Origin of the sequence: Paenibacillus lentus (genome assembly GCF_042714055.1) — a bacterium.
In the GTDB taxonomy this organism is placed as follows: domain Bacteria; phylum Bacillota; class Bacilli; order Paenibacillales; family Paenibacillaceae; genus Fontibacillus; species Fontibacillus lentus_A.
On sequence record NZ_JBHGVC010000008.1, the window covers coordinates 26,110 to 52,297 of the forward strand.

Genomic DNA, 26,188 nt, shown 5'->3' on the forward strand with positions numbered 1-26,188 from the left:
AGTTAAAGATTCCAGTTCGAGCAATACATCCGGGCAATGCCGTCATAGGTGACGGTAAGCTTCAGCTTGTAGCTGGAGCTCTCGTTATCCTGCTGCTGCGCATCGGCAAGGCAGATCCGCTGCACCTCTTCGCTGCCGCGCGGCACGATGCCGGTCACAGTGGCCTCATCCAGCAGGCGGTCGTCCTCGCTATAAAGCGAGACGGCCAGCGCATAGCGGCAGCTGAAGCGCTCGTCGATGCCGATCAGGCCGATTTGAGCGACTAGCGGCTTCTCCGGCAGCAATCCGCCGCGCTGCAGCGAGGGCCGAATGCGCAGCCGATCTGGTGCAGCAAGCTCCAGCTGCATTTCTCCATTCAGGGCGCGGCAGCTTTCGGCCGTAAACTGCAGCGAATGCCGGCCCGCCTGCAGCGGAATATTCTCGGCGATATAGCGCAGAGACCCTGCTCCATCCTCGGCTGGCTGCAGGCAAATTGGCCCCGGCAGCTCTTGTCCGTCGACACGGAGCCGCAGCATCGGCTTATCGCCGGGCTTCACGATGGCCGCAAGCTTTAGCTTGTACAAGCCGCTCTGCTGGACGAAGATATCCAGCGGCTCCTCCGGTGAAGTGCAGCAGCCGCCTAGCACGCCGGGTACGACGAACGGATCGAAGCACTCGCGCTCTACGGGCTGCGCTGACCAGGCGGCCGTTCCTTCGGGCAATCCGTTGTAATAGCTCTCCGGCGGCCCGAGCAGGCTCGGTTTTTGGCCGCCGGTATCGATAACGATCTTTTGCAGGACGACAATCGGATCGACCATCCAAATCCGCAGCGTATGATAACCGGGCTGATCCACCTGATGCCGGGTTACTGCTGTTCGGATGTTATAAATCACACTTTGCTCCCAATCGGGTTCGTTAAATCCGCCATCCGCCTTTCTTGCAATGAGCTCGGCAATTTGCACGGGCTTCTCATCGAAGGAGATGCCGACCCGCAGCCCTTGCCCGGGTACAAAGTCAATGGATGGCGCGGCATACAGCGTAACGCCGACATCTCCGGAGCTCGTCATGTACACGGGATATTCAAGGCTCGGCGAGGTCTCCGCATCCGGCTGTAACACACTTGGCGCGGTGACTGGGAATACGGCTGCTGATGACAGGGTGCGGCCATAGCCTGCGATGATTTGCCACTGGGCATCCTTCGCGTTTCGGCTTGCGGAGTAATGCTCGGCCTCAATGGAAATGACACCGCCTGTCTCGATATGACCGGCCAATGATGACCGAGTAGGCTCGGCAGGATGGAAGACGGCCACTTGAATCACGACCTCCTCGCCGATTGGACCGCTGATGACAATTTCACTTTGAACTTTATTTCCGATAGGCGCCGCAGCCCAGTCGATATCGACCCAGAGACGCTTCTGGGTAACGATTTCCCCTGTGGACAGGGACAGCGTTATCCAAGGAGCCCCGGCTGCTGCGCGGAACGTGAAAGGCTCCGTGCCTTTGTTGAACACATCGATGTATCTTGCCTCCCGGGTAAAGCTGTCGAAGACGGGAAGCTTGCATGTTTTGGCATTTGGCCACACGTCAACGGAGCCTTCAACAGCAATGCCCATTTCGGAAAACTCCTGAGCCGCGATTGTGCCCGTCTCAGGCATAGCATTCACCGGCGGCTGGTTCCAGTAGGTGTATCCGATATGGGTCTGTTCCATCAGATGATCCCATTTCCCTTGTGACAATATTTTGTTATAGAACAAGGTCAGCTCGCGATCAGCTTCAAAGATCAGCTCCGCCTCCCTGGCGGCGATATTTGCCAGCACCCTTCCTTGGCGGGCATACAGCCGGCTTCGTGCAGCCTGCAGATGAAGCTCCAGCATTTGCGCGGACGCTTGGGCCGGATACAAGGCTAATTGGAAGAAGGCGTTCCTGAGCTTCTCCGGCAGCTCTTCATAAAGCCGCTTGGCTTTGGCTGCGATGGCTGACAGCTCTGCGACCGCCCGCTCCGCTTCCTTGTAATCCGTCAAACTGTACAGCTCAGCAGCATTCAATAGCTCAGGCTTGATTCTCCCGTTGAACTTTGTGTAGCCCGTCAAGATTTCGGCAACAGCTTCGCCGTACTTGGCGCCAAATTGCTGCGTTGCCCACTGGATTGTACTTTCCGAGGCATTATCTTTCGTAAATTGGGAAATGTCCCAGGCCATACGCAGAAAATATTCCATCGGGAATTCCATCGGCTTCAAATCGCCGACATTAACGATCCATATGCGATCGGCCCCGTATTCGTAGGCTTTGTGCATTTGCTCCCAAATCTTTGGAACAGGCACGGTGTTGATCCATTTATAGGAACGCGGGCCGCCGACGTAATCGAGGTGATAATATATGCCTGCGCCCCCGGAGCGCTCTCGCTCCTCCGGAGTAGGGACACGGCGCAGGTTGCCGTGGTTGTCGTCCGACCATAGCAGCGTAATGTCATCCGGTACACGCATGCCGTGCTCGTAATAATCCTGGACCTCCTTGTACAGCGCCCACAATTGCGGAACCTCGGATGCGTCGGAGCCCGTATGCTCGGCAATGATTTTCCGCTGGTCGCTGACGATCTTCTCCAGCAGAACGATTTTCTCCTCAAAGGACAAATGCCCGCCCATCGCCTCGTCTCCGTCGCCGCGCATCCCAAGCGTAACGATGCTCTCATAATCCCGGCCCCGGCGGATCCCTTCCTCCCAGAAGCGATAAAGCACCTCTTCGTTGATGGAATAATCCCAGGGGCCTTGCTTATGCTTCTTCCAGTCTCCGTGCGGACGCATCATTGGCTCGTGATGGGACGTTCCGACCACGATGCCGTAGCGGTCAGCAACCTCGGCGTTTAGCGGATCATCTTCGTAAAACGTGTTGTCCCACATCGCCGGCCACAAATAATTCGCTTTCAATCGGAGCAGCAGCTCGAATACTTTTTCATAGAATTCATGGGTAAAATCACGGTAATTCGACCGAACCCAGGCCATGAGGGACGGACCCTCGTCATTGAGAAAAATCCCCCGGTATTTCACCGAAGGCTCTCCCTGCTTATACGTACCGGGCGTAACATAAAGAGCCTCATGCTGGGCAGCAGGAACATCGGCCCACCAGTACCAGGGCGAGACCCCGATCTTCTCAGAGACATCATAGATGCCAAAGATCGTTCCCCGTTTGTCGCTGCCGGCGATCACAAGCCCCTGCTCGATGCCTGGCAAGGGATTGACAACCGTCTGTATGACGAAGGATTCCCATTTGCCCGCGACATCGCTTACATCCAGCCTGCCATCTGCGATCAGAGCGTCAATAACCGGGCTTTTTCCGATCGTCCCTATGAGAACGGCATGCCCGGACAGGAGCTGATGGTCATTGGCAAGCCTTGGGCAGCGGCCAGTTACCCGGTGGATGTCCGTCTGGAGATCGTTTGCTGCCCGAATGACTCCGGCATAATCCTCGGCGGATACATATATATCCGCGGACAAGCCTTCGTGGACTAAATGAAAAGCGTTACGGTTGTTAATTTGCTGAACCATATAATTTTCGCTGAACATGACACTCCCCCTGCATGAAAATGGTATTCATCCGTATACGGAATTTGATTCAGTATATAAGATCCCCGCATTTGTCCGGGAGGTTTGTGAACAACATGTTTAATTGCATGGGGAAAATACTAAAGTTTTTAAAGCTAGATTACACTCCGGAGTAAGCCATGAAGCCGCCGTCCACTGGAATCACGGTTCCGGTAACGAAGCCGGAAGTATCAGCATCGGCCAGCCAGAGCAGCGTGCCGAGCAGATCCTCGGGTACGCCGAAGCGCCGCATCGGCGTATGCGAAATGATTTTATTGGAGCGTTCGGTTAGTGTTCCATCCTCATGGGTGAGCAAATTGCGATTCTGTTCCGTCAGAAAGAAGCCTGGAGCAATCGCGTTAACACGAATCCCCGACTCCGCCAAATGCACGGCGAGCCACTGGGTAAAGTTGTTGATCGCCGCTTTTGCCGCGCTGTAGGCCGGCACTTTGGTCATCGGGCATGGCGCGCTCATCGAAGAGATGTTCAGAACGACAGCCCCGGGTCGGCCGATCATCGCTTTGGCGAAAATTTGCGTAGGAATCAGCGTACCGACGAAATTCAAATCAAATACTGTCCTTACTCCAGGAATGCTCAAATCGAAAAAGGTCGTGATCTCTGAATTCGTTAAATCCTCGGAACGAAAAATTTCGTTCGTCGTATTGGCGCTGGGCTGATTTCCGCCCGCACCGTTGATCAGAATGTCGCAGGGGCCATAATGCTCCTTGACGGTCTTCTCGGCTTCGCGAACGCTGGCTTCGTCGGTTACGTCACACGCGACGGCGATCGCTTCGCCGCCGCTGGCTTGAATTGCAGCGGCAACCTCCTCCCCCTTTTCCTTCGTTCGATTGAGAATGGCAACCTTGACTCCCTGCCGGGCAAGCTCCTGCGCCATAGCGCGGCAGAGGACGCCCGAACCGCCTGTTATGACGGCCGTTTTACCTTCAAGGGAAGAATGCTTAGGCAATGCGCACATGTTATTTTCCCTCCCCGGAATTCAGCTTCTGACGGGAATATGCATCCCATAATCCCCATAGATACATAATTCCAAGGGCACGGTCATAGAGCCCGTATCCCGGACGACATTGCTCGTTCCAAATATGTCTGCCATGGTCAGGGCGGCAGTAGCCGGTAAAATCGGTGTCATAATACGCTTTCACAACACCGCTAATGTCGACGGTACCATCAGAGGTTTTGTGAGAGGTTTCGATGAAATCTCCGTTATCCATAACGCGGACGTTGCGGATATGCGTGAATGGTATCCGCCCGCGGAATTCGTGAATCATGGAGATGATATCATTGCTTGGCTTTGCCCCGAGCGAGCCGGTGCACAGCGTAATGCCGTTGGCCGGGCTGTCATGCAGCGACAGCAGGCGGCGGAAGCCGGACTGGTCGTTCAAAATCCGCGGCAGTCCAAAGATTGGAAATGGCGGATCATCGGGATGAACAGCCATCAGGATGCCGTTCTTTTCAGCGACAGGAATGATCGCATCCAGGAAATACTTGAGATTATTCCAGAGGTCTTCCTCTGTAACATCCCGATATGCCTCGAATAAGGAGGTGAGATGCGCAAGCCGCTCAGGCTCCCAGCCCGGCATCGTGAGATCGCTGTTCTGGTTGATGATTTTTACCAACTCAAACGGGTCTACGCCGCGAATTTTGTCCTGCTCAAAGAACAGGGCGGTCGAGCCGTCTTCCAGCTCTTTGAACAGATCGGTTCTCGCCCAGTCAAACACGGGCATAAAGTTGTAGCAGATCACCTTTACGCCGATTTGGGCTAAATTTTCAATCGTCTGAATGTAATTTTTAATATATTGATCCCGTGTAGGAAGCCCCAGCTTAATGTCCTCGTGAACGTTAACGCTCTCAACGACTTCAGTATGTAAACCATACCTGCTCGCTAAATCTCGGACTTCCGTAATCCGTTCGATCGGCCATACTTCTCCGGCAGGCATATCATGCAGTGCCCACACGATGCCTTCTGTTCCGGGGATTTGTCTAATTTGATCCAGCGTAACTGTGTCATTGTTCTCGCCGAACCAGCGAAATACCATACGCATGCCTTCACCGCCTAGTAAATTTTTGTTTGATTATTGAAATAATCGGGAAACTTCTCCTGAAGCTGGCCCAGATTATAAATGCTCAGAGCCAAGTGCGTCTCCATCAGGCGATCCGCCAAGGCTTCATCCTTCTGGCAAATCGCTTCGTACATGTCGCGATGCTGCTCGAACAGATGATCCCAATGGGGATTGGTTCTCATCCACAGGATGCGGCTTCGATTTAAATGGGCATTCATTTGCTGAATGACGCCCCAGGTTCCGAGTTTGTTCACCCCTTCGAACAATATACGGTGAAATTGCTCATCCAGCTCGAACATCGCCGTCCCGTCATGCTTCATCAGTGATTCCTGCTGCTGGGACAAGTTGTTGCTTAGCTCGGCGAGCAGTTCCTCGGGAAATTGTTTGCAGGCCAGCCGGATCACGGCCCGTTCCAGCTGCTCCCGCATAAATTGGGCTTCCAGAACGAGATCCGGATCAATTAGCGACACCCTCGTACCGCGCTGCGGGAGCACCACCACCAATCCTTCCTGAGCGAGCCGGACAAAGCTCTCTCTGACGGGAGTGCGGCTCACATTGAAAGTGATCGACATTTCCTTCTCGGATAACGTAGTTCCCGGGGTCAGTTCCATATTGACGATTTGCTTTTTTAATTCGTAGTAAACGGTATTCCCAGCAGACTCTTGCAGGGGAGGATTCATTCCTCTCAATTGATCACCTCCTTACTTCTTCCATACTACCACACTTGTATGGTAGTATGGAACTTAATATTGCTCAAGATTTATCATAGTGAAATGTGAAGCGAATACAATCTATCAGGGGGCCGAACCATGAAGCATTTTTACACGGAAAATTTACTGCTTACGAACAATAGTGCAAAGAAGCTGTACTTTGAATATGCAGCTGCGATGCCTATTTATGATTACCACAACCACTTGAGCCCGGGAGATGTGGCGGCGAATAAGCAATTTCGCAATTTGACGGAGCTATGGCTCGATGGCGATCACTATAAATGGCGGGCGATGCGCTGGCTGGGCATCGATGAATCGCTTATTACGGGACAGGCTGGCGACCGGGAGAAATTCATGGCCTGGGCTCGCGCCGTCCCGCGGCTTGCAGGCAATCCGCTTTATCACTGGAGCCATTTGGAGCTGGCCCGCTATTTCGGCATCGAGGAGCGGCTGAGCGAAGACAACGCTGAAGAGATCTGGGATCACTGCAGCGAACGGCTGCAGGACAAATCGCTTCATGCGGCAGGCATATTACAGCAATTCGATGTTCGCGTTGCCTGTACGACGGATGATCCGACGGGTGATTTGGCGGCACACCGGAAAATTAAGGAAACCGCCGGCATTCAATCTCAGGTGCTGCCGACCTTTAGGCCGGATCTAGCCTTGAATATTAATGCTCCAGGATTTTCCAAATACATACTGGAGTTGGGAGAGGCGGCAGACTGCACGATTAGCAGCTATGCTGATTTACTAGGTGCCTTGAAGAGCAGGATCGAATATTTTCATGAAATCGGCTGCCGCTTATCCGATCATGGGTTTGGGGCGTTTCCTTTTGAACGGGCAACGGAGCGGGAGGTCGCCGTTATTTTCAATAAAGCGCTGCAGGGAGAAATGGTAACGGAGTCGGAAGAAAGCCAGTATCGAACGTTTACTCTGCTCCGATTAGGGGAGATGTATTATGACCGAGGATGGGCGATGCAGCTGCATATCGGGGCTATTCGCAACAATAATACGCGCATGATGGATGCCATTGGCAAAGACAGCGGGTATGATTCGATCCTCGATTTTCATTTGGCTGCGTCCTTGAACGCTTTTCTAAATGAATTGGAGTTGGGCAACCGTCTGCCGAAAACGATTGTATACAGCCTTTATCCTTATCATTATGAAATGATAGCTACCACGATCGGCAATTTTCAGTCCGGTGATAGCGCTGGTAAGCTTCAGCTTGGTTCAGCGTGGTGGTTCCACGACCAGAAGGAGGGAATGCTGCAGCAGCTGAAGGCGTTATCCTCTATCGGGGTCATCAGCACCTTTGTTGGGATGTTGACGGATTCACGCAGTTTTATGTCCTTTCCAAGGCATGAATATTTCAGGCGTGTGCTATGTCGGCTATTCGGGGAGTGGATTGATGAAGGAGAACTGCCCGCGGATTACGATTATATCGGGGGGATCGTGCAGGACATCTGCTATAATAATGCGGTTCGTTACTTTGGGATTGCTAAAGCAGAGTAATAGAATACTAGATTATCACGACATCACTTGACGGCTGCCGCTTGGGCAGTCGGCAGAGAGGAGGGCATAACCGGTGCAGTTTCATCGTGTGATTCTTGTGGATGATGAGGTGTTTACGCGGAAGGGATTAATCAAATTGATCGACTGGGAGGGTTGCGGCTTTCAGGTGACCGGCGAGGCTGACAACGGGGAAGACGCCCTGGAACTGATCCGGTTTACGCGTCCCGATCTGGTCATCACCGATATTCGCATGCCGGTATTGGATGGATTGGGGCTGATCCGGCAGCTTATCGAAGAGGACGAGGAGCCGCCCGTTTTTGTCATTATTAGCGGTTATGATGATTTCAGCTATGCCCAGCAGGCGGTTCGATACGGGGTGCATGATTTTATACTTAAGCCGATCGACGATACAGAATTCACAGAAATGCTGTGCAGGCTAAGCAGTCGGCTGCGCCAGGAGCGGGATGAGAAGGAGAGAGAGAGGAGGCTGGAGAATCAGGCCATCATCGAATCAATCATTAAGAATGAAGCCGACGAATCCATCATATCGACCTGGGAAGAGCAGCTGAGCATGACGAGCAGCGATTCCTTATATTATATGTTTGTAGAGTTAAATGATCGGCACCCGTGGCTGCAGGTAGAGGAGCTGCCTCTTCACCGGTTCATGGAGCAGGTGGAGCAAGCGCTGCAAGAGATCGTTGGCGGAGAGCATCCGCTCTATATTCACGAGCATCGCAACCGCATCGGGGTGATCGTGCCTGAACGCCTGCTGAAGCCATTCCATAACAATATCCGCATATTCGCTGAAGCGCTTCAATTCAGGATACAGGTTCGGGCAGGGCGCGTTTTTATATACGCCGGATGCCCGGTTCAGGGTCTGGCTGGCCTTCGGGACGCATACGAGAGCGCTAAAGAAGCTTTGCTATATAAATACGTTCACGATCATGACGGCCTCGTGATTCTTAGCCAAACCAGCGAATGCACCGTCCAGTATATGCCTGTCGATCAGGAGCTGTATCATCGTTTGATCGAGCAGATTGAGGAGTACCGGCTGGAGGAGCTTGAGCATTCGATCAAGCAGATGTTCTTGCGTTTTCAAGAGAAGCGCTACGCCCCGGAAGCCGTGAAAATGAACATTCACCAATGCGTGCTTGGCGTGATCGACATTATACGGAGCATGGATGGGGATGAGCGGACGCTCGGCTCGTTGGATGCGGTCATCAGCTGGCATGACTTGAATCTGTCTTTACGGGAGCTGCAGCGTCTTTTTACCGTCTTTGCTGTGGAGAGCGGCCAGTATATCTGCGCACTGCGCAAGGAGCAGCAAAAGGGCGGCATCCATAAAATCCGCGCTTATATCGAAGAGCATTACCAGGAGAATATCAGTCTGAAATCCATTGCCGCAAATTTCTATATGAATCCCGTCTACTTAGGCCAATTGTTCCGCAAAACCTATGATGTATATTTCAACGATTTCCTACTGCAGTTAAGAATAAGCGAGGCGAAGCGACTGCTCCGGCAGACAGATATGCGCATATATGAAGTCGCCGACCGCGTAGGCTTCAGCAACCCCGATTACTTCGTTACCCAATTCGAGAAGCTGGAGAAGCTGACGCCAAGCGAATACCGCTCCCGGCTGGTGAAGGGAGGGACGTCCGCAAGGACGGATCGATGATACCCAATCTGAATAATGTCCGGCTTCGGGACAAAATGCTGCTGCTCTATTTTCTATGCGTATTCGTCCCGATCCTGCTCACCAACTTCATCTTCTATAACGTGACCACGACCAGCGTAAAAAATCAACGGATGCAGGACATTTCCCGGGCTTTAGAGCAAGTCAAGAACGAGTTTCTTCAAGAGGTGGAAGATACCCTGCAGGTATCTTCTGTTTTTTATACCGACCATCTCCTGAACGAGATTATCGAGACGGAATACGAACATCCCGCCGAGTACGTAGAAGCCTACGACTCTTATTTGCGGCGAATTATCAACACCTCCAGCCCGGCCTATAATTCCGTGGAGGCCATCACCGTCTATGTCGATAATCCCACCCTGCTATTTTCCGGGGGCATTGTCTACATTGATCAGAACGTCAAACAGCAGGATTGGTACAAGAAAATATCCTCGGCCAAGCCATCCGCGCCGATTTTTATGCGGACAGGCCAGAACGGTCAACTGGATACGTTCAGCGTCATCCGCCGAATGGATTATTACTATTATTCGCGGCAAGAGAACGGACATTTTCTAAAAATCGATCTGCGCATGCCGGTCATCCGGCAGATTTTCAACAATTTGAATTTACAGGGCCGAATCTACTTGCTGAATGACCAGGGGGAAGTCGAGTATTCGAACGATGACGATCTTGATTTGCATGCTGGCGCCGTCCCTTTCGACCAGGTAGTTGCTCCGGAGAGAACGATCGAATTCCGCAAAGATTACGGCCAAAGCAATAATTTGAACGGCTGGAGCATCGTTGGAAGAATTTCCGAGGATGAGGTGTTCCAGGAGGTCCGGCAAAACCGCAATTTCATCGTGCTGCTGACCTGTCTCAATATTCTGCTGCCGACCTTGATCATTGTCTGGATCACCAGATCGCTGAACGAGAGGCTGATCCGTATTTTGAAGCATATGAAAAAGGTTAAAAACCAGCATTTCGAAACGATCCAGGAAGAAGGGTCGCGTGACGAGATTGGACAATTAACCGGAGAATTCAACCGGATGACCCTGCAAATCCAGAGCCTAATTAACAACGTATATGTCGCGGATATTCAGAAGAAGAATTTGGAGCTGGAACGCCGACATGCCCAGTTAAATGCGCTGCAAAGCCAAATTAATCCCCACTTCTTGTTCAACGCGCTGGAGACGATCCGCATGCGGAGCTTGATGAAGGATGAGGAGGAGACCGCCCGGATCATTCACCATATGGCGAAGATTTTCCGCAATTCACTCGTATGGCGGAGAGACATGGTCACCTTGAAGGAAGAACTGGAATTCATCTATTGTTTCCTCGAAATTCAGAAATACCGGTTCGGCGATAAGATTGAATATGCGGTTCGGTCGGACGAAGCGGACCGGTCTATACTCATTCCCAAAATGTCCATCGTCACCTTCGTGGAGAACGCAAGCATCCATGGGATCGAGCCGCTGAAGCAAGGCGGAAGGATTGAGGTGGAGATTAAGCATATCGGGGATGAATTGATTTGCTCTATCCGCGATAATGGCGTCGGCATGTCCAGCGAGCAGGTAGAGAAATTGTACCGCTACATGGAGGGCGAAGAGGATATGGGAGACCGCATCGGGATTCAAAACGTCATTTACCGCCTCAGAATGTATTACAAAGAGCGTTTGACTTTGAACATTAACAGCAAACCCGGCGAGGGTACGGAGATTCTCTTAATTATTCCGATGGAGAAGCGTAATACAGAAATCTAAACCAGGCTCCTATAGTTTTCTAAGTATCAACTTTAGATTGACGGGTAAAACTTCTGTCCGGCCTCTCTTATAATGAAAGTGCTTACAACAATGAAGGTGTGAAAGGGGAAGTCAAAAACATGAAAAAGAGACGGTTTTGGCTAAGTTGTTTGACCATCGTTATGCTGGCTTCGTTATTGTCTGCCTGCTCCGGCGGCAAAGACAACAACAAGGCAGCAAACAATACATCTGCAGGCAACGGAGCCCAGGAGGAGAAGCTGGATAAAGTAACTTTTACTTACTTTAATGCAGTAGCAGGCAAGGACGTTAATACGAATGAAACGAAAATTGGAAAAATCTTCGAAGATCAAACTGGCGTGAACTTTAAAATCGAGCATCTTGTCGGCGATGAGAATACAAAGGTAGGCACATTCATCGCAAGTAACAGTTACCCGGACGTTCTTGTGCCAGGCGGCTCGATCGATAAGCTGTTGAGCTCGGGCTCCTTTATCCCGCTGAACGATTTGATCGATGAATACGGCCCGAATATCAAACGGGTATATGAGCCTTACTATAACCTGATGAAGGCCGAGGACGGCAATATTTATTTCCTTCCGATGAGCGCCGTAGTGGGCGAGTACATTTCCGCTCCGAATATCGAGCAGGGAGCCTTCTGGATTCAGCGCCGCGTGCTGAAGGAAGCGGGTTACCCGGAGATCAAGACGTTTGATGATTACTTAAATCTAATCCGCGAATATGTGAAGAAGAATCCGGGTGAAGATTTGACGGGATATATCGCATTGACTACGCAAGACCAATTTTTTGCTCTAACGAATCCGCCGATGCACCTTGCCGGGTATCCGAATGACGGGGGAGTCATCATCGACATGGAGACTCACGAAGCAAGTGACTATGGTGATGAAGAGATTACCAAACGTTATTTGCAGGAGCTGAACAAGCTGAATGCGGAAGGATTGTTTGATAAGTCATCCTTTGTTGACAACCGCGACCAATACCTGGCCAAAATCGCGTCCGGTAAAGTGCTTGGCTTCTTCGACTACAGATGGCAGGTAGGCCAAGCGATGAACAACCTGCGTGAAGTAACGCAGCAAACTGGCAACGATGATTTGGAGTACATGGCACTGCCGATCGTATTTGACGAAAACACCAAAGACCAGTATCTCGATCCGCCTTCTTTTGTTAACAATCGCGGGGTAGGTATCTCTGTTAGCGCGAAAGATCCTGTGCGCATTATCAAATATTTTGACAACCTGCTTACAGATGAGAATCAGATTTTATCCAACTGGGGAATTGAAGGCGAGACTTATTCTGTAGATGAGAACGGCCGTTTCTACCGTACGGAGGAACAAATCAAGCAGACAAATACGGAATCCTTCCGAGAGTCATTTGGATTCAAATACTTCGAATACAACTGGCCGCGTTACGGTAACGGTTCTTCTCTGCCGGACGGCAACTCCGTAGGGGCGGGCCGTCAGCCTGAGGTAGCGCAAATGTCTTACACCGAAGCAGACAAGAAGCTGCTCGAGGCCTATGACATCCAGTCGTTCTCGCAATTGTTCGCCGCACCTGACGAGCGTCCATGGTATCCAGCCTGGAGCATTCAGATCGAGCAAGGCTCGCCAGCACAAATCTTTACGCAGAAGAAGGGGGATTTGCAGCGTAAATACTTCCCGAAGCTCGTCCTTGCTAATCCGGCTGATTTCGACAAAACCTGGGATGAATATGTAAAAGAGTTCAACAAACTTGGCGTGAAAGATTACGAGCAGTTGATTACAGACGAGGTTGCCAAGAAAATCAACCTGATTCAAGGAAAATAATAAATCGAGAATTTGAAATGGAAAGGCCGGCTGATCTGGACAATGAGTGGATTTCCGGCCTTTCTGTTATCGAAATTCCCCATTATTGGATAGGGAGGAGAAGAAACCGTGGACAATGTGACACAATTAAGACCGGCAGAGTCGCCTGAGATGAATAAACCGGACGGCGGCTTGAAAGGTTTCTTCCAATTACTAAGCAAGCAAAGAGCGCTCGTCTTCATGTCGGTGCCTTTTCTGATCTGGCTAATTATCTTTAAATATTTGCCGTTATGGGGCTGGACTATTGCGTTCCAGGATTATAAGCCGGCAAAAGGGATGTTCGATCAGGTCTGGGTAGGCTTAAAGCATTTCAAATTTCTGTTCCAGGACGAGCATTTCGTCCGCGTTATGCGCAACACGCTCGCCATGAGCTTTATCAATCTTGTTCTGGGTTTTGTTACAGCGATTACTTTGGCGATTCTTCTCAATGAGCTTCGTAAGGTCGCCTTCAAACGCGTGGTGCAAACGATCAGTTATTTGCCGCACTTTATTTCGTGGGTTGTCGCCTCCAGCATTATTTCGACGGCATTGTCTGCGGACGGCGGTATTATTAACGATGTGCTAATGTGGCTGGGTTTGATCAAAGAGCCGATCCTCTGGCTCGGGGAAGGGAAATATTTCTGGGGAATACTCGGTGTTTCGGAAGTCTGGAAAAATGTCGGCTGGAACACCATTATATATTTGGCGGCGATGACCAGTATTGATCCGTCACAGTATGAAGCCGCAGAAATTGACGGAGCAGGACGGTTCCAGCGTATTTGGAATATTACATTGCCGGGCATTAAGTCTGTTGTCGTCATATTGCTGATCATGAACATTGGAAACCTGCTGGAGACCGGCTTTGAACCGCAATACCTGCTCGGAAACGGCATGAACGTCGACTATTCCGAGAACCTCGATATCTTCGTACTAAAATACGGGATTCAGATGGGGAACTTCTCCCTCTCGATCGCGGCAGGCATGTTCAAGACGGTGGTCAGCTTCATTCTCTTGTTTACAGCCAACTATATCGCGAAGAGACTGGGCGAGGATCGGCTGTTCTGAGGTCGTACTTCTAAGGAGGATTCAATATGGCTAAGTCGCTATCTAAAGCGCCTAAGATGTATGCCCGGTTCAAATCGCCATCGGACCGGTTGTTCGATACATTCAATATCATCTTTATGATTTGTCTTATGATCGTTACGTTGTATCCGTTTATCAACACACTTGCCGTGTCGCTCAATACGGCCAACGACTCCATCAAGGGCGGCATTTATTTATTGCCGCGGGAATTTACGTGGGAGAACTACAAATATGTATTTGAAGAAGCGACGATTTTCCATGCGACGCTGATTTCAGCGCTGCGTACCGTGATCGGTACGGTGCTCTCCGTATTCTGCTGTACGATGGTCGCCTATACGATCGCCCGTCCGGAATACGTGCTGCGCAAATTCATTTCGATCGCCTTTATTTTGACGATGTATTTCAGCGGCGGGCTGATTCCCAACTTCCTGCTTGTCCGGGAACTCGGTTTGATGAACAGCTTCTGGGTATATATCATTCCGGGTCTCATCGGCGTATTCAACGTCATCATTATCCGGTCGTTTATCGAGAAGCTGCCAGAAGGGATTCTGGAGTCTGCCCGCATCGACGGTGCCGGAGAATTCACTACGTTTCTTCGGGTAGTCCTGCCGCTCTGTCTGCCGGTTCTCGCTACCGTCTCCCTGTTCTCTGCCGTAGCGCAGTGGAACTCCTGGTTTGATGTATTTCTATACAATTCGTCGAATGTGGATCTGAGCACCCTTCAGTATGAGCTGATGAAAATACTGCAGAACTCGAATACATCGATGAATAGCGGCAACGACTATGCGAGCATGTTCTCCGGCTCGGAAGCTGCCATCAACCGCGTAACACCGACGTCAATTCGCGCAACGATGACGATCGTGGCGAGTGTGCCTATTATTTTGGTCTATCCGTTCCTGCAGAAATACTTCGTTCAGGGGATGACACTAGGAGGGGTTAAAGGGTAATGAGTAACGTTATACGAAATGAACCGAAGCTGAAGGAGATCTTTGCGGATTGCTTTCAAATTGGAGCAGCCGTGAACCCGCGGACGATCCAATCGCAGGAGGAACTGCTAGCTTACCACTTCAACAGTGTTACTGCTGAAAATGAAATGAAGTTTGTCAGCCTGCAGCCGGAGGAGGGCAAGTTCACGTTCACGGATGCGGATGCTATCGTAGACTTCGCCAAACGCCACGGCATGCAGGTTCGGGGCCATACGCTGGTCTGGCATAACCAGACGACGGATTGGCTGTTCCAGAACAAAAACGGTGGCCTTATTGATAAGGAGACGTTGTTTGCTCGAATCAAGGAGCATATCCATACCGTCGTAGGGCGGTATAAAGAGCATATCTATGCCTGGGACGTCGTGAATGAAGTCATTGCCGATGAAGGGCAGCAGCTGCTCAGGGAATCGAAGTGGACGCAAGTCGCCGGGATCGATTTCATTGCCAAAGCATTTGAGCTTGCGCATGAGGCGGATCCGAATGCCCTGTTATTTTACAATGACTATAATGAGTCGAACCCGCTGAAAAGGGAAAAAATCTACAAGCTCGTCCAGCTTCTGCAGGATCAGGGCGCTCCGATTCACGGCGTGGGTTTACAGGCTCACTGGAATTTGTATGACCCGTCACTGGACGACATTCGCGCCGCAATCGAGAAATATGCTTCGCTAGGCTTGCAGCTCCAGCTCACTGAACTGGATGTGTCCATGTTCGCCTTCGATGATAAACGGACGGATTTGAAGGAAGCACCGGCCGGGCTCATTGAGCTTCAAGCGCTGCGGTATGAGCAGATGTTCAAGCTGCTTAAGGAATACAAGGACGTCATCAGTTCAGTAACCTTCTGGGGAGCGGCGGACGATTATACATGGCTTGATGATTTTCCGGTACGCGGGCGCAAAAATTGGCCGTTCCTGTTCGATGGCCATCATCGGCCGAAGCCTGCTTTTCACCGGGTGGCAGAAGCAGCCAAATCATAAAAGAAGGATGAATAGAACGACATATAGAGATCAGGGAGAATATTCCCTGGTCTCATATGCTAATTAGAGCCGCTAACAGCAGCTTGGCTGGAAGCTGAGGGAGCTCTGGGAAGCTCGGTGGCCTGGTTAGCCGACAAGGAGGAACGGGCTTCATGAAGCATTCAGAGTTAAGAGCAAGCACTTTATACAAGGCCTGGCTGCAGTATGACAATGTCGAGCATCTGGCAGCCAGCGCCGAATACAAGCGGCTGCTGCGACAAATCTTCATTAACGGGCGGATGTCCGGGGTGCTTGCAACGGCCGTGGCTGAGCTCCAGCAAGGAATTAAATCGATGCTGGGACTCGAGCCGATAGTAGCCGCAAAGAAGCCGTTAGCCGGCGCTTATTTATCGATCGGCATCGCGGAGCGGGATGACCGGGGACGCTGCAAGCTGCGCCGGGAGGCATTTACTTTGCGGTACGAGAGCCATGAGGACGAGCCGCAGATCGTTCTCACCGGCGGCTCGGAATCCGGCGTGTTATATGGCGTGTTTTATTTGCTTCGCTCTATTTCGTCAGGCGCAGATCCATTGCAAATGGATGTGGCCGAATTTCCTCGCAATGAGCTGCGGATGATCAATCAATGGGACAATGCCGACGGCTCCATTGAGCGGGGGTATGCAGGGAATTCAATTTTTTACGAGAATGGAAAGATTACGGCGGATCTGGAGAGGCTGAGAGATTACGCCAGGCTTCTGGCCTCGGTCGGCATCAATTCGATTTCGATCAACAATGTCAATGTCCATGAGATTGAGACGCGGTTCATTACGTCCGAGCTGCTGCCGGATGTGGCGAGGATAGCCAATATGTTCCGGGATTACGGCATTAAGCTGTTCCTGAGCGTAAACTTTGCAGCTCCGCTCGCAATTGGCGGACTTGCGACAGCCGATCCTCTGGATGAGCAGGTACAGCGCTGGTGGAGGGAGACGACGAGCCTCGTCTACAGGTTTATTCCCGATTTCGGCGGCTTCCTTGTGAAGGCCGATTCCGAGCACCGGCCTGGACCGTTCGCGTACGGACGCGATCATGCCGACGGGGCGAATATGCTGGCAAGGGCGCTGGAGCCGCATGGCGGCCTGGTCATCTGGCGCTGCTTCGTCTACAACTGCATGCAGGACTGGCGCGACCGCTCCACGGATCGGGCCCGGGCGGCCTATGACCATTTCAAGCCGCTGGACGGGCAATTCCTTGACAATGTGATCCTGCAAATCAAGAACGGGCCGATGGATTTCCAGGTGCGCGAGCCGGTATCGCCATTGTTCGGCGGGCTGGAACGGACGAATCAAATGATCGAATTCCAGGTGACGCAGGAATATACCGGGCAGCAGCGCCATCTATGCTATCTGGTGCCCCAGTGGAAGGAAGTTATGGATTTCAATACGTTTGCTCCGAGCATGCAGCAAGCGGCCGCAGCCTCAGGCGGTACCGGGGACGATGTACAGGAAACTGCGCATGACCCGCTGGTTAAGCGTATTGTGAGCGGGCTGCACTTTCCGATGAAGCATAGCGGCGTCGCGGCAGTATCCAGTATCGGGGACGATGCCAACTGGACCGGCCACACACTGGCGCAGGCTAATTTGTACGGATATGGCCGTTTGACCTGGAATCCGGATTTGTCTGCGGAAGCCATCGCGGAAGAGTGGACGGGACTGACCTTCGGCAGCAATCCGCAAGTGGTGGAGACGGTATGCTCCATGCTGCTGAAATCCTGGAGCGTATACGAGAGCTACACTGCTCCGCTCGGGGTGGGCTGGATGGTTACCCCGCATTATCATTACGGGCCGGACGTGGACGGATACGAATATTCCCGGTGGGGGACATATCATTTTGCCGACCGGGACGGGATTGGTGTGGATCGGACGGCTGCGACGGGAACCGGCTATGCGGCCCAGTATTTCCCGCCGAATGCGGAAATGTACGAGTCGCTGGAGACTTGCCCGGATGAGCTGCTGCTCTTTTTTCACCATGTCCCGTATTCCCATGTCCTGAAGTCCGGCAAGACGGTCATTCAGCATATTTACGACACCCACTTCGAAGGCGCGGAGGAAGCGGAGCGCCTGCTGGCGGACTGGAGAAAGCTGGAGGGTAAAGTCGATAAGGCCCGGTACGATCAGGTGGAGGGAAGGCTGTCCGAGCAGGCGGAGCATGCGCTGCATTGGCGCGACGTGATCAATACTTATTTCTATCGCAAATCGGGCGTGCCGGACGCGCGGGGCCGCACGATTTATTGAGTCATGGAATAGGCTATCCAGGCTCTTTGCCTGGGCAGCCTATTTACATAAGCTGAGAGGAGCAGCAGGGTGAATAAGAAGCGGAATTACAGCAACCCGGTATTGCCGGGCTTTTATCCGGATCCTAGCGTCATCAGGGTAGGCAGCGATTATTATTTGGCGACGAGTTCATTTGAATATGTTCCCGGTTTGCCGATTTTTCATAGCAAGGATCTCATTCATTGGGAGCAGATCGGGCATGCGCTGACGCGCACCAGCCAGATTGATATGCACAGCCGCAAGAGCTCGGAGGGCATTTATGCGCCGACCTTGAGGCATCATGAGGGCGTCTTCTATATCATTACGACAGACGTGATGGGTATCGGCAATTTTTACATGACGGCCTCGAGTCCTGCTGGCCCGTGGAGCGATCCGATCAAAATCCCATACGGAAATATCGATCCCTCACTGATGTTTGACGATGATGGCAAAGTGTACGTGACCGCGCAAATGGGGGCGGACGAGGAATCGCATATCATTCAGTATGAAATCGATATTAAGACGGGCAAAGCGCTAAGCGAGCCGGTGATCGTGGCCCGGGGCGATGGAGGGGTATGGACGGAAGGGCCTCATCTATACAAAATCAACGGCCGATACTATTTGATCTGCGCCTGCGGCGGCACCGGACGGGATCATCGCGTGCTTGTCTATCGAGGGGATACGCCTTACGGCCCGTTCGAAATGATGCCTCATCCGATGCTGACGCATAATCGTCTCCCCGGGCATCCCATTCAAAACGTCGGCCACGCCGATTTGGTCGAGGATACCGAAGGAAGATGGTGGGCGATGTTCCTCGGCGTTCGTCCTGTCGACGGGCAGTACAGTGTATTTGGCCGGGAAACCTTCCTGGCTCCCGTGCAATGGACGGACGATGGCTGGCCGGTCGTGGACAACAATGAAGGGACGGTAAGCTTGGAAATGTCGGCGGGGCCTTTGTTCCACTCGTTGCCATCCTCTGCTTCCGAGCCGAATTGGCGAGATGATTTTACGGATAAGCAGTTGGGACATCGCTGGACATTCCTGCTGGCTCCGTCGGAGGAACAGGCATTGCTGGGCACGCGTCCAGGTTACATTACACTTATGGGCAACGGATTCACGTTAAGGGACGAGGGTCCAGCCCTATTTCTCGGCGTACGTCAGCAGCACCGGGCCGTGACTGTAACGACAGCGCTTCAGTTCGCGCCGCAGCGAGAAGGAGAGGAGGCGGGAATCGCCGTCAGATTGAATGAGCGGGGAAATCTGACGCTTGGTATGCGCCAGTCTGGTGAAGCTCGCACGCTGATCGCGGCGATGACAGATCGGGGGCAGACAACAGTAATTGCAGAAACGCCGATTCGTACGGAACAGCTTCTGCTTCGTGTGGCCGCTGAGGAAAGAGAGTACACGCTGCTCTACTCTTTGGATGGAACAGCTTGGCACGAGATGGGATCCGTACCAGCTCGCGTATTGTCCCCGGAGGGGAATGGCGGCTTTACCGGAGCCTTGGTCGGGATGTACGCGACCGGGAATGGCCGACATTCCGAGACGCCGGCCTATTTTGACTATTTCGGCTATGATGTTCGGGAATAGGATACCTCTTTTGAAACTGAACCGGATTAAATGTGCAAATTTGATTAGCTGGTCTTTTTGAATAGACGGAAATTTATGCAACTATCTAAAAAATCTCTCCATAGATCACGGGAAGATGACTTCCTCTTGATTTGCGGAGAGATTTTATCTTGTATAAATTTAGGAACGCTCTAGCTTGGTAGGATCAAACGGGTGAACGATGACCTTCTCTAGGCCAGAAGCGACGTCCCCGTCCCAATCGAGCATGCCGCCAGCGTAGTTATGCACCGCATTAAACCCGGATTGCTGGAAATACTTTGCCACATTAAAGCTTCTTTGTCCGCTTCGACAAACAAATACATATTCTCTATCTTTGTCGAATTCGTCCATAAAGCTTACGATTTCACCCATTGGAATAAGTGGTACGCCGGGAATATGGGCTCCGATGTATTCCTCCGGTTCTCTGACATCGATGATAATGGTTCGACTGCCGGAATCCTGCAAAATTTCGACCAACTCTTCTGTGTCGATATGGGATACTCCCTGGATTACTTCGCTCATGGTCGGGCACCTCATTTCTTTTTTTACTTTGAATATTGTGCTCTTTTAAGAGAAGATGTCCATGCTTAAATATCGTTCTCCCGTATCCGGAGCAATGCACAGGATCCGCTTGCCGGCTCCGAGCCTGCGCGCGAACTGAACTGCTGTCCAGACTGAAGCCCCGGCGGACGGTCCGACCAGAATACCTTCCAACGCCGCGAGACGGCGGGTAGTCTCCAGGGCATCGTCGTCGGACACCTGAACGATTTCGTCATAGACACTTGTATTAAGAATAGGCGGAATAAAACCCGGACTGGTACCGACAAGCTTGTGCGAGCCCGGTTCTCCGCCGGACAGCACCGGCGATCCCTTCGGCTCGACTACGACGATGCGAATCCCCGCGATATGCTCATGCAAATATTCGCCAGTGCCCGTAATGGTGCCGCCAGTCCCGGAGGTAGCCACGAACACATCGAGCTGACCGTCCATTTGCTGGACAATTTCCGGCCCAGTCGTCAGGCGATGAATGTCAGGATTCGCTTCGTTCTGAAATTGCTGTGGCATGAAGCTGCCCGGAATTTCGGCAAGGAGCTGCTTCGCTTTCTCAATGGCTCCCGGCATCCGCTTGGCTGCTGGAGTTAGCACCACCTCGGCTCCGTAAGCCTTCAAAATATTAATGCGTTCCTTGGTCATATTATCCGGCATGACCAGAATGGTTTTATAGCCTTTGGCTGCGGCGTTCATGGCGAGTCCAATCCCGGTATTACCGCTGGTCGGCTCGATAATAGTCGCTCCCGGCTTCAGCCGGCCGGTTCTTTCCGCTTCGCGGATCATATGGGAAGCCGCGCGATCCTTGACGCTGCCGCTTGGATTGAAATACTCCAGCTTGACATAGACTTCCGCATCCTGTTCGCCGACGAGACGGTTTAATTTCACCGCCGGAGTGTCACCGACGAGCGCGGATATATTGCTGACTACTTTTCGGGTCATGGTGCATCACCTTTCCTATTCCCCTCTATGACCCTATATTTTATCGGTAAGCCGAGTCACTTTCAAGTTTTTGCATAAAGCGCAAGAACCTTAGCCGTGAGTGCGTAATTGTCTCTGCGGCTAAGGTTCATGTTGATTAGGGTAAAAGAATTGAAGCGCAGCCAAGAAAAGCTGCCGAAGCGGAGGAGTCTACCAGGAGGATAGCTCTGTCCGTTTCCAGGTATCTTTAGCTACGCAAACGTAGATGTAATTCTCGTCCCAAGCGATGTCTCCTTTATTGCCCGGGGCTTTGGAGGAAGCGGGAGTTTTCGATTCGCGAATCGATATGCCGTTTCCGTTCACATCCAGCTTGCTCTGCGGATCATTGGTGCCGACGCCAACTTTTCCGTCGCTCCGTTTAACGAACAGGGCGCTATCGATTGCTTCGCCTTCGTCCGAGTAACGGACAAGGCTGAAGTCACCTCCCGCATTATTGCCTTTAAGCTCAGAATCGTTGGCTCTGAAGGTCCAGAGCGGGGTCGTTGCATTATCTTTTCCTGTCTTGGCAAATTGCAAATCCCGGTTTCCTTCACCAGCAACTCTCAAAATACCATCCATCACATTGAAGTTGGAGGAATGGGTGCGAATTTCGGATACATCGGTGTCATATGGGATTTCAAAGCGTGTGAACAGCTGATCCTTATGTTCACCGTCAGGTGACATCGTTGTTTCGATCGAAATATGCTTATGATCATGCTGCTCTGGGTTGTTCGCTTTATCATGAGAGACAATGGCCGTTTTGTCCATTCCTTTCTCATCAGCCCAGGATATGGCCGGCTTGGCGCGATCCGCTGTCCACTGCAGACGAATCAAATCCGACAGATGTCCCTCGCTGGCCACCCATTTTTTATCGGTTGAAAGGTGGATTCGTTCATTATGCGGGAACGCGAGGCCTCCGCCAGGGAGAGAAGATTTTTGAAAGGCTGGCGTTTGGGCCGCGGAGGAGGTTTGCTTAGATGCGCTGCTGCCTTGGCACCCCCCTAAATAAATCATACTTAAACTTAACATGATGAGTGAGACGGTTTTTACATTTTTCATATGATTTTCTCCTTTCATGATTAACAACCAAATGATCATGCTCCCCATCCAATATGTTCTCTCTTTTTATAATTCTTGACTATCAATTTGCGACAATGAGTGTCGAACAAAGGGTTATAAAGGCTAGTAAAGATGATAAAGAGTCTCGTCCGCTTCTAGCAATAGGCTGATAGATGGGGTTCGCCATGGTCGAGATTTTCTAATGATCCATGATCTTAGGTAGATAAGAGTAGGAGGTAAGGTTAATATGTTGCTAGGCTACGCTAGTTAGTGAGAGAGCACAAATGTTGATTTATATTGATAATTCAATTATTTTGTCGGCCATAGGACTCTTTGAAATTTTCATTCATGTTTGTGGGCCGGAATGAATGGAAGTGACCATAAAATTAGGGAATCAAGAACTAGGGAAAGAAAATGTTTCTTACTATAAAATGCAGCTTTGTGTCAAGATGTGGACAAAGTTATCCACAGCTTGTAGACTAACTTATTGAAAAAAGAATGAAAGCTTGCGTACCAAGCAGTTGATGGATTTACGAAAAAGAGGATATTTTTTTCTGAAAACTGTGGATAATGTGGACAGTTTAGTGGATAAGCTGCATAACTTCGCAAAAAGACTGCTTTTAAAGGGAAAAAACGGCCTTGGAGGCCGTTTTTATAAGTTACACTGCGAGGAATCTGTGGATAAGACTGTGAATAACTAAAACCATTGTTAAGGCAATGAAAAAATATTTTTTAGGATTCGGCCAGAGACTCCCACTCCTCATAGGCGGCAGTCAACTGCAGCTTGTGATCGTCGATCAAAAGCTGTCTCTCCTGCACGGCGGTATAGTCTTGATATACCTCGGGCAAAGCCAGCTCGGCCTCAATGGCCGCTATTTTTTCCTCTAGCTCGGAAATGGATAGCTCAAGCTGCTCTAACCGGCGCTGTCGCATGCGTTCCTCACGTTTGGCTTGCTTCTCGGCTTCAAAGGAAGCGGCTCCATTCTTTGCCGAGGCAGGATCATCTGCTACGGAAGCTGTATCTGCGACATTGAGCTTGGCCGCTTGATTCATATTATTCTCGGCTGCCAGCTCAGCAAGCTCCTGTAATTTCGCTAGATAGTCGTCATAATTCCCCAGGAAATGATGAGCGCCGCCTCGATGCAGCTCGATAATTCGCTCTGCCATTTTATTGAGGAAATAACGGTCATGGGAAATGAATAATAGAGTTCCGTCATAATCCAGTAGGGCCGATTCAAGCACTTCTTTACTAAATAGATCCAGATGGTTTGTCGGCTCATCGAGAATAAGGACGTTGGCTTTTAACAGCATTAGCTTGGCAAGAGCTACTCTTGCCTTCTCGCCGCCGCTCAGAGCCGCTACTTTCTTCTGGACGTCATCTCCGCTGAACAGGAAGTTGCCCAGCACTGTGCGTATTCTTGCCTCTTCCATATGCGGATAGGCACTCCACACTTCCTCCAGCACGGTGTTGCTGGCATTCAGGTGGGTCTGCTCCTGGTCATAATATCCGATTTTCACTTTAGTTCCCCAAACAATCGAGCCCGAAGGAGCTTTTAGGTCTCCGGTTAAAATTTTGAGCAAGGTGGATTTGCCAATTCCGTTCGGCCCAATGAGGGCTACCGTTTCGCCCCGACGCAAATAAAAGGATACATCACGGAACAACGGATCTTTGTCGTTAGGGAAGGAATAGGAAAGTCCGTCGACTTGCAGTACTTCCTTACCCGTCATGTATTCTGCTTCGAAGGAGAAGCTGGCTCGCTTGAGGTCGCCTGTCGGCCGATCCATGATTTCCATTTTCTCTAGAGCTTTGCGCCGGCTTTGCGCCCTTTTAGTCGTAGAGGCACGAACGATGTTGCGCTGGATGAAGGTTTCCATGCGGGAAATTTCATCTTGCTGCTTCTCGTACAATTTCATTTGACTCTCGTATTCGGCTGCTTTCAGCTCGATATAACGCGTATAGTTGCCCGTGAATCGTTTCGATTGATGGCGTTCGATTTCGACGATAGCCGTGACGAGCCTGTCGAGAAAATAACGGTCATGGGAGACGATCAGCAGCGCCCCGGAGTAGTTGCGGAGATAATCCTCCAGCCAGGTCAAGGTCTCGATGTCCAGATGGTTCGTCGGCTCGTCGAGCATGAGCAGATCGGGAGCCTGAAGCAATATCCGGGCCAAAGCGAGCCGGGTCTTCTGCCCGCCGCTTAGGGTGGAAATGACGGTGTCCGGGGAGAAACTACCAAAGCCCATGCCGTGCAGCACGCTGCGGATGCGAGTCTCGATTTCATACCCGCCATGATCCTTGAACCAGTCTTGTTTATGGGCATATCGCTCTAATAAATCCTGATAGGCTTTGTCATCGCTATGCTCCGCCTGGGCCGCGATCTCCTGCTCCATGCTGCGAAGCTCCCGCTCGGCGTCCAGCAATGGGGCAAAAACGTTCAGCATTTCCTCCCAGATCGTTAGCTCCGATTGCAATCCGCTGTTCTGAGCCAGATAACCGATCGTGGTTTCCTTCGCTTTATAAATTTGCCCTTCATCGTAAGACATTTCATGAGCTAATATTTGCAGAAGCGTAGACTTTCCAGCTCCGTTCACGCCAACAAGGCCAATGCGATCCCGTTCTAAAATTTGCAGGTTAATGCCATGAAGTATTTCGGTAACGCCATATCGTTTTGTAATATTAGTCGCTTGAAGTAGCATAACTTTTGAATCCTCCGCTTTTTCTTTCTATATTTAGTGTACATGAAACCGAAGCGTATTGCATCGCTCTTTGTACAAGTCCATATCTCTTAAAAATAATGTGAATTAGGATGTAATGAAAAAGTGCTGATTCATGCTATTTTTTCAGAAATCGCTTTAGTTTTCATTTTGCTTCAACAATGATAAACTAGATGAGAATACAACTCTATGAGGGATTAATATGACGGATATTCCGGCTATCAAACAAAAGCTGCGCCACACGATGAAAGATCGCAGGTCGCAAATACCGGAGTCGTCCCGGCGTGAGCAATCTAGGACAGCAAGCCTGCTCGCGGAACGGGAAGTTCTAGAGCCGCTGCGGTACAAGCTAAATAGGTCGCTTACGGTATTCATTTATGCTTCTTTCCGGGATGAGCCCGATACGAGCGATTTGATGAGCCATTGCTGGATGAAAGGCGATCGCGTATTAGTTCCAAAGGTGGTTGGAAACGGGCGGTTTACTCTTCACGAACTGAAGGGAGCAGGCGAGTTGCTACCGGGAGCTTGGGGCATCCCCGAGCCGGCGGAGCATACAGACATTTGGCCCGAAAGCCGTTTATCGGAAATCGATCTTGTTGTGGTTCCCGGCCTTGCCTATGACAAGGCGGGCGGACGAATTGGCTTCGGTGGAGGATTTTACGACCGATTTATGAGTACCTTAAGTCTTTCAAAGGATAGAGACGCAGGGGCGATCATTGCAGCTATCGCTTTTCATGAACAAATATTGACGGACTGTATTCCGATGGAGCCTCATGATTTCAAGGTGGATCTACTGTTTACAGCCTCCGGTACGATATATATTAATGAAAGTAGTGAATAGT

Annotated in this window: 18 protein-coding genes; 10 read left to right on the forward strand and 8 right to left on the reverse strand. The window is 51.1% G+C overall.

Features of this window, described 5'->3' with window-relative positions; all coding sequences use genetic code 11:
- Window positions 1-2: 2 nt before the first annotated feature.
- The 4 genes from ACE3MQ_RS18070 to ACE3MQ_RS18085 all read right to left on the reverse strand — a co-directional run bounded on the left by ACE3MQ_RS18070 (window position 3) and on the right by ACE3MQ_RS18085 (window position 6,315).
- Entirely contained in the window at window positions 3-3,539 is a 3,537-nt protein-coding gene (locus ACE3MQ_RS18070) for a glycosyl hydrolase 115 family protein (protein ID WP_379395183.1), read from the reverse strand.
- A 139-nt stretch (window positions 3,540-3,678) separates the two neighbouring features.
- Complete coding sequence (locus ACE3MQ_RS18075; RefSeq protein ID WP_379395185.1) at window positions 3,679-4,533, reverse strand: SDR family oxidoreductase; 855 nt, start codon at window positions 4,531-4,533, stop codon at window positions 3,679-3,681.
- A gap of 1 nt (window position 4,534) precedes the next feature.
- Complete coding sequence (gene uxuA / locus ACE3MQ_RS18080; protein ID WP_379395187.1) at window positions 4,535-5,617, reverse strand: mannonate dehydratase; 1,083 nt, start codon at window positions 5,615-5,617, stop codon at window positions 4,535-4,537.
- 11 nt (window positions 5,618-5,628) lie between these two features.
- Entirely contained in the window at window positions 5,629-6,315 is a 687-nt protein-coding gene (locus tag ACE3MQ_RS18085) for a GntR family transcriptional regulator (protein ID WP_379395495.1), read from the reverse strand.
- 129 nt (window positions 6,316-6,444) lie between these two features.
- Between ACE3MQ_RS18085 and uxaC the strand changes: the two genes are divergently transcribed.
- The 9 genes from uxaC (at window position 6,445) to ACE3MQ_RS18130 (ending at window position 20,045) form a co-directional block, all read left to right on the forward strand.
- Window positions 6,445-7,857 carry a glucuronate isomerase gene (gene uxaC / locus ACE3MQ_RS18090; protein WP_379395189.1) on the forward strand — a complete coding sequence of 471 codons (1,413 nt, stop codon included), beginning with the start codon at window positions 6,445-6,447 and terminating at the stop codon, window positions 7,855-7,857.
- A 73-nt stretch (window positions 7,858-7,930) separates the two neighbouring features.
- Entirely contained in the window at window positions 7,931-9,532 is a 1,602-nt protein-coding gene (locus ACE3MQ_RS18095; protein WP_379395191.1) for a response regulator, read from the forward strand.
- Window positions 9,529-11,289: a cache domain-containing sensor histidine kinase gene (locus ACE3MQ_RS18100; protein ID WP_379395193.1), complete on the forward strand. Its 1,761-nt coding sequence runs from the start codon at window positions 9,529-9,531 to the stop codon at window positions 11,287-11,289. Before ACE3MQ_RS18095 ends, ACE3MQ_RS18100 begins: the two co-directional genes overlap by 4 nt.
- 119 nt (window positions 11,290-11,408) lie before the next feature.
- Complete coding sequence (locus ACE3MQ_RS18105) at window positions 11,409-13,106, forward strand: ABC transporter substrate-binding protein (RefSeq protein ID WP_379395195.1); 1,698 nt, start codon at window positions 11,409-11,411, stop codon at window positions 13,104-13,106.
- 150 nt (window positions 13,107-13,256) lie between these two features.
- Window positions 13,257-14,189 (forward strand): ABC transporter permease, encoded by a 933-nt coding sequence (locus ACE3MQ_RS18110; RefSeq protein WP_379395497.1) that lies wholly within the window; start codon window positions 13,257-13,259, stop codon window positions 14,187-14,189.
- 26 nt (window positions 14,190-14,215) lie between these two features.
- The gene (locus ACE3MQ_RS18115; protein ID WP_379395197.1) at window positions 14,216-15,154 is read left to right on the forward strand and encodes a carbohydrate ABC transporter permease; all 939 of its coding nucleotides are present in this window, start codon (window positions 14,216-14,218) and stop codon (window positions 15,152-15,154) included.
- Window positions 15,154-16,167, forward strand: a complete 1,014-nt coding sequence (locus ACE3MQ_RS18120; RefSeq protein WP_379395199.1) for an endo-1,4-beta-xylanase — start codon at window positions 15,154-15,156, stop codon at window positions 16,165-16,167. The genes ACE3MQ_RS18115 and ACE3MQ_RS18120 overlap by 1 nt, the downstream gene beginning before the upstream one ends.
- A gap of 152 nt (window positions 16,168-16,319) precedes the next feature.
- Window positions 16,320-18,437, forward strand: a complete 2,118-nt coding sequence (locus tag ACE3MQ_RS18125; protein WP_379395201.1) for an alpha-glucuronidase family glycosyl hydrolase — start codon at window positions 16,320-16,322, stop codon at window positions 18,435-18,437.
- Window positions 18,438-18,506: 69 nt separating this feature from the next.
- Complete coding sequence (locus ACE3MQ_RS18130; protein WP_379395203.1) at window positions 18,507-20,045, forward strand: glycoside hydrolase family 43 protein; 1,539 nt, start codon at window positions 18,507-18,509, stop codon at window positions 20,043-20,045.
- A gap of 159 nt (window positions 20,046-20,204) precedes the next feature.
- On the opposite strand, the gene ACE3MQ_RS18135 is transcribed toward ACE3MQ_RS18130, so the two are convergent.
- The 4 genes from ACE3MQ_RS18135 to ACE3MQ_RS18150 all read right to left on the reverse strand — a co-directional run bounded on the left by ACE3MQ_RS18135 (window position 20,205) and on the right by ACE3MQ_RS18150 (window position 25,328).
- Window positions 20,205-20,585, reverse strand: a complete 381-nt coding sequence (locus ACE3MQ_RS18135; protein WP_379395205.1) for a rhodanese-like domain-containing protein — start codon at window positions 20,583-20,585, stop codon at window positions 20,205-20,207.
- A 45-nt stretch (window positions 20,586-20,630) separates the two neighbouring features.
- The gene (gene cysK, locus ACE3MQ_RS18140) at window positions 20,631-21,554 is read right to left on the reverse strand and encodes a cysteine synthase A (RefSeq protein WP_379395207.1); all 924 of its coding nucleotides are present in this window, start codon (window positions 21,552-21,554) and stop codon (window positions 20,631-20,633) included.
- Window positions 21,555-21,743: 189 nt separating this feature from the next.
- A complete protein-coding gene (locus tag ACE3MQ_RS18145; RefSeq protein WP_379395209.1) occupies window positions 21,744-22,631 on the reverse strand; it encodes a hypothetical protein in 888 nt (295 codons plus the stop codon).
- Window positions 22,632-23,363: 732 nt separating this feature from the next.
- On the reverse strand, window positions 23,364-25,328 hold the full coding sequence (locus tag ACE3MQ_RS18150) for an ABC-F family ATP-binding cassette domain-containing protein (RefSeq protein ID WP_379395211.1): 1,965 nt from the start codon (window positions 25,326-25,328) through the stop codon (window positions 23,364-23,366).
- A gap of 220 nt (window positions 25,329-25,548) precedes the next feature.
- Between ACE3MQ_RS18150 and ACE3MQ_RS18155 the strand changes: the two genes are divergently transcribed.
- Entirely contained in the window at window positions 25,549-26,187 is a 639-nt protein-coding gene (locus ACE3MQ_RS18155) for a 5-formyltetrahydrofolate cyclo-ligase (RefSeq protein WP_379395213.1), read from the forward strand.
- The last annotated feature ends 1 nt before the right edge of the window (window position 26,188 follow it).